Source organism: Methylocystis suflitae (assembly GCF_024448135.1).
Taxonomy (GTDB): domain Bacteria; phylum Pseudomonadota; class Alphaproteobacteria; order Rhizobiales; family Beijerinckiaceae; genus Methylocystis; species Methylocystis suflitae.
This window is the reverse complement of sequence record NZ_JAMRYX010000185.1, coordinates 1-5831: the sequence shown is the minus strand read 5'-3', so window position 1 is coordinate 5831 and position 5831 is coordinate 1. Positions and strand designations below refer to the sequence as shown.

Genomic DNA, 5831 nt, shown 5'->3' with positions numbered 1-5831 from the left:
CGTCACCTCCTATGGAGCGGCTACGTTAACGAGACCCGCGACGCGCTCAGGCCGATGAGCTATTGGGTTCGCAGCGCTGTCTCCGAACATACCCACGAGATCAAAGCAAAAATGAAACGATTTCTGGCGCTCATCGACGAGTTGGCGACATACCTAAGATTGAACCAGGCTTCCGTAATCAATTATTGTCAGCGCTATTGGAAGGGTCTGCCGATTTCGAGCTCGCGAGCAGAGTCCGCGGTCAACGCCCTGGTCAACGCGCGCATGAACAAGCTGCAGCAGATGCGCTGGTCGCCGCGCGGCGCGCAACGCGTGCTTCAAGCGAGAGCCGCTGTGATCGACGGACGCTTGAAAGCTGGTGCCTTCAATCTCTCGCCTGACCCCCCAGCTTTTTCCCACTCCCGATCGACATAGCCCTTCGTCAGCACCTCTTGATGGCCGTAGCGCGTCGGAACCGAATAGTCATTGTTGCGGTAGCGCACCAGAGCCATCGACGCGCGTGTCGCGACCTTGTGACAGGCGTCGTAAGGCGCTACTTCGCGAGCGCCTCCGCCAATGCTGCGGCGAGGTCCTCTGGTTCTATCGGCTTTGTCAGCACTGGAACATCGCTGAAATCTTGCACGATGGCTCCGACATGATAACCCGTGACGAAGATGATTGGTTTGCCGCGATTTCTTATTTCCGCCGCCAAATCATAAACCAGTTCGCCGTCGAGATTTATATCAAGCACCGCTGCATCGAGACCCTCGGACAGAGCCTCCCGTGCTTCCTCCATCTTACCAAAAGGACCTATCGCGCGGGCACCGAGTTCTTCGATGATCCGGCATGTCATCATGGCGACTAGCGCTTCATCTTCCAGCACGAGGATACTGCGTCCGCGAATGATTTGCCTGTTGGTAGGGCGATGGTGTCGCTGATCTTCGGAAGACCTACTATTGGGTTCAGGCGCTAGGAAGTGCTCGCTCGGAATGCGGATTGCGCAAACCAGACCATTCGTTGTCCACTCACGCTCAATTTGGCCTCGTAGTTGACCTGTGATGCTTGTTTCGATGACCTTGGAGCCAAAACCCGCGCGAGACGGCGGGTTGACGTCCGCGCCGCCCTCTTCGCACCACTTCAGTTCCAGGTGCTCGTCGTTCAGCCGCCAATCGACGGAAAGGGTGCCTTCAGAATTCTTTAGCGCGCCATATTTCGCGGCATTCGTCGCCAACTCGTGAAGCGCAAGCGCCAGACTCTGCGCTATTGATGGCGCGATCGAAACTGCTTCCCCTGCAATCTTGACGCTGCTTTGATCGTATGGAGCGAGTTCTTCTCTCACTAGACTAAGCAAATCGGCGCCTCTCCAGCGGCTTTCCGAGAGCAAATTGTGCGCCGTGGCCATGGCGTGAATGCGGCCTCTTACAGCATCAGCGAAATAGAGACTATCGTCGGCCGGCGTTAACGCCACTATCGATTGAATTACCGCAAGCGCATTGCGCGCGCGATGATCTACTTCGTGCGCCAGCAACTCTTGACGCGCAATCGCCGCTTCGAGCTCCGCCGTGCGCTCCGCCACTCGCTGTTCAAGCTCGCTGTTGATGCGGGCCAACGCTCGCGTCTTGATATAGAGATCAACGAAGACCCGAACCTTTGCGCGCAGAATATTTGGCACTACAGGCACCGAGACATAGTCGACGCCCCCAAGCTCATAACCTCTCAGGCTATCCATCTCTGTTACGTTTATTGCGGAGACGAATATGATAGCAATGTCGGCGAAACGGGGATGGTCTCTGACCATTTGCGCAAGCTCGAAACCATCGAGATCTGGCATGCAAACGTCAATCAAGATAACGGCCACTTGATTGTCGAGAAGAAGCCTAAGCGCATCTGTCGCGGAATTCGCCTTCAGCAAATTGTGGCCCAGCTCATGCAGAACGAGTTCGTAGCTCAGCAACTTCGCCGGCTGATCATCGACCAGGAGGATATTGACCTTATCTCGGTCAGGAGAATTAGAGGTGTCCTTCATCGGCGAACCACAAGCGTAACGCAGACAAGAGCTGCTCTGTGTTTACGGGTTTGGCTAGATAGTCCGACGCGCCAGCTTCAAGACATTTCTCCCGGTCCTCGTTCATAGCCTTTGCGGTCAGCGCGATAATTGGAAGGTGTTCGCACCGCGGATTCGCGCGCAGCGCCTTGATCGTTTGAAAGCCGTCCATGCCGGGCATCATGATATCCATCAGCACGAGCGAGATCGAGTTGTTTTTCTCAAGGAGGTCGATCGCCTCGCTGCCACTGTCAGCTGTAATGACATTAATGCCACGGCGTTCGAGTAAGCTCGACAGTGCGAAAAGGTTTCGAGCGTCATCGTCGACAAGCAAAATCGTCCGACCGGACATGTCTTCGTCCGACCTATGAAGTCGCTCCAACATAAGTTGCTTTTCAGCGGGTAGATCGGCGATCACCCGATGCAAGAAAAGCGCCGTTTCGTCTAAAAGACGCTCGGGAGACTCAACGTCCTTGACCACTATGCCTTGCGCCATCGTATGCAATCGCGCATCTTCCTCAGCGGATAGTTTCTTCCCCGTGAAGATCACACACGGAACGGTAGCGCTTGCGTCTTCCCCATTGAGTTGCTGAAGGACGTCCAAACCGGACATATCCGGGAGGCCTAGATCGAGCACAACACAGTCCCAATTCTGGCTGCTTAACGCCTGCAAGGCTTCTTGGCCTGACTGAGCCACGACGATCTCCACGTCATCATCTTCAAGCAGGGCGCGAATCGCTGATTGTTCGGCTACGCTGTCCTCGACCAAGAGCAGTCGCCGTCGGCGTGGCTTCGAAAAATCGACAATACGCTCGATAGCCGAACTTAGCTCGCTTGCTGTAACTGGCTTGGAAATAAAGCTATAGGCCCCGCGCGCCAGTCCTTGCCTACGGTCGTGATCTATCGTCAGCATCTGCACCGGAATGTGACGCAATGCAGGATCCTGCTTGAGTCGTGAGAGCACTGTCCAACCGGACAGGTCGGGCAGATAAACATCAAGTGAAATCGCCGTGGGCTTGAAGGCGCGGGCCAAAGCTACCGCCTCGGCGCCTGTTGCGGCCATGATGACTTTGAGGCCCTTGTCACGCGCAAGGTCGGCGAGGATGCGTCGATAATCGGGGTCGTCCTCTATGATCAGCAAGACGCCGTCGTCCTCAGCAATAATTTCGCGATCATCTTTTTGTGGCGCGATGCTGAAACTGCTGCCAATCGTTGCTTGTGGCATTTGCGCCGACGGTGGTCGATTGAGGGGTCGCGACGCGCCCGCGCCAGCATAGGCGTTCGGCAAATAAAGCGTGAATGTGGAGCCTTCTCCCGGGGTTGACCGCAAGTGAATTTCACCCCCCAAAAGAGTTGCAAGCTCCCGGCTAATGGCAAGACCAAGCCCGGTGCCGCCAAATCGACGGCTCGTTGAAGCGTCAGCCTGTTGGAATGCCTCGAAGATGATGGGCTGCTTCTCTTGAGGTATGCCGATTCCAGTGTCGCGGACGCTGAACGCAACAACACGCTGCGCTTGCGAGAGCGAAGGGTGTTGCGCGCTCCAGCCTTCCGTCGCTGCTCGCACATCGAACCAAACCCCGCCCGACTGGGTAAACTTGAAGGCATTAGACAAAAGGTTTTTCATAATTTGTTGAAGTCGCTTGGAATCGGTGACGATACTGCGGCCAACGTTGGCGTTGACGTTGACCTCGAATGATAAGCCGCGATTCTCCGCCTCATGCCGGAACGGCCGCGCAACGCGGTCAATGAGACTCTTGAAGTCGAGCTCTTCCGCGTCGACCGTGACCGTGCCAGATTCGATTTTTGATAAGTCTAGAATGTCGGAAATCAAGTTTAGCAGGTCCGTGCCTGCGCCATGGATCGTTCGTGCGAATTCTACCTGTCTCTCGGTCAAATTCCCCTGGGGGTTCTCGCTGAGCTGCTGGCCGAGAATCAGAATTGAATTCAGCGGCGTGCGGAGCTCATGGCTCATATTCGCGAGGAACTCGGATTTGTATCTGGAGGTGAGCGCCAACTCGGCGGCTTTTTCTTCAAGGGCCCGGCGCGCTTGCTCCAGCTCATCATTCTTTCGCTCGACCTCGACGTTTCGCTCGGCCACTTGCTGCGCTTTCAGCTCAAGCTGTTCATTAGTTTTTTGTAGTTCACTCTGCTGGACCTGGAGCTCGGCGGCGAGTTGCTGCGATTGCCCCAACAGCGCTTCCGTCTGCATCGTCGCTTCAATCGAGTTGAGAACAATGCCAATCGACGCCGTGAGTTGCTCGAGGAACATCGTCTGCAGCTCGCTGAACTCACCGACGGTGGCGAGTTCAATCACCGCTTTGACCTGCCCTTCGAACAATACCGGGAGCACGACGATATTGCGGGGCGCGGAACTAAACAGCGCCGACCGTATGGGAACCACTTCGGCCGGCAGGTCATTGATCAGGATTCGCCGTTTGTCAGTCGCGCATTGGCCCACCAGTCCTTCGCCCATACTAAGGCGGAGCTGGTGGCTCCTTTCTCGGTCATCAGCGTAGGCGGAGAGCAGACTAAGAATCGGCGGATCATCGCCGACCTGCATCTGATAGATGACGCCCTGTTGCGCGCCGACGAGCGGCGCAAGCTCGGACAGCAACAAACGGCCCACCAGGCTCAGATCACGCTGTCCCTGCAGCATGGCCGTGAACTTGGCAAGATTGGTTTTTAGCCAGTCTTGTTCGGTATTTCGATCCGTCGTGAGCCTGAGATTGTCGATCATTGTATTGATATTGTCTTTAAGCTCTGCGACCTCTCCGCGCGCATCGACTTGGATGAGTCGGGTAAGATCGCCCTTTGTCACCGCGGTCGCGACGTCAGCGATTGATCTCACCTGCGTCGTGAGATTCGCTGCAAGCAGATTCACGTTACCGGTCAGGTCCTTCCATGTGCCGGCCGCTCCCGGCACATTCGCCTGGCCGCCGAGCCGGCCCTCAACGCCCACCTCACGCGCCACTGTCGTCACCTGATCGGCGAAAGTCGCGAGAGTTCGCGTCATATTATTGATGGTGTCCGCCAGCGCTGCGACTTCGCCTTTCGACTTCACGGTGAGACTTTGACTGAGATCCCCTTCGGCGACCGCGGTTACGACTTTGACGATTCCGCGCACCTGCTCGGTCAGGTTTGCGGCCATCACATTCACCGTGTCGGTTAGGTCCTTCCATGTGCCTGCGACGCCCGGCACCTGAGCCTGACCGCCGAGCTTGCCTTCAGTGCCGACCTCACGCGCAACGCGCGTTACTTCTGAGGCGAAGGCGTTCAACTGGTCGACCATCGTGTTGATGGTTTCCTTGAGCTGCAGAATCTCGCCTTTTACGTCAACGGTGATTTTCCGGCTCAAGTCGCCGCGGGCGACCGCAGTCGTCACCTCCGCGATATTGCGAACCTGCGTAGTCAGGTTGGCGGCCAATAAGTTCACGTTTTCGGTCAGGTCCTTCCAAGTGCCGCCCACGCCTGGCACGACAGCCTGACCGCCGAGACGTCCGTCCGTGCCGACCTCGCGCGCGACGCGCGTGACCTCGCCCGCGAAGGCGTTCAACTGATCCACCATCGTGTTCAGCGTCTCCTTGAGCAAAAGGATTTCGCCGCGCACATCGACGGTAATTTTTTTCGAAAGGTCGCCATCTGCAATCGCCGTCGCCACCTCGGCGATGTTTCGTACCTGAGCCGTCAAATTGCCGGCCATGAAATTGACGTTGTCAGTAAGATCCTTCCATGTGCCTGCGACGCCCGGCACTTGAGCCTGTCCGCCGAGCTTGCCCTCCGTGCCGACCTCGCGTGCAACACGCGTTAC

At 56.7% G+C, this 5831-nt stretch carries 2 protein-coding genes and 2 pseudogenes; 1 reads left to right on the top strand and 3 read right to left on the bottom strand.

What is annotated here, in order from left to right; genetic code table 11:
* Positions 1–129: 129 nt before the first annotated feature.
* Positions 130–414, top strand: a pseudogene (locus NEI07_RS14270) (ISKra4-like element ISMet1 family transposase); the annotation flags it as partial.
* Here NEI07_RS14270 and NEI07_RS19755 read toward each other — a convergent pair.
* From NEI07_RS19755 to NEI07_RS14260, 3 genes and pseudogenes are all read right to left on the bottom strand, one after another.
* Positions 402–539: pseudogene (locus NEI07_RS19755) on the bottom strand (Mu transposase domain-containing protein); the annotation flags it as partial. The pseudogenes NEI07_RS14270 and NEI07_RS19755 sit on opposite strands and share 13 nt — an antisense overlap.
* A complete protein-coding gene (locus NEI07_RS14265) occupies positions 533–2005 on the bottom strand; it encodes a response regulator (protein ID WP_256035419.1) in 1473 nt (490 codons plus the stop codon). The gene NEI07_RS14265 and the pseudogene NEI07_RS19755, both read right to left, overlap by 7 nt.
* Positions 1989–5831 (bottom strand): response regulator (locus tag NEI07_RS14260; RefSeq protein WP_256035418.1); only part of this gene is annotated, 3843 nt, incomplete at its 5' end. The genes NEI07_RS14260 and NEI07_RS14265, both read right to left, overlap by 17 nt.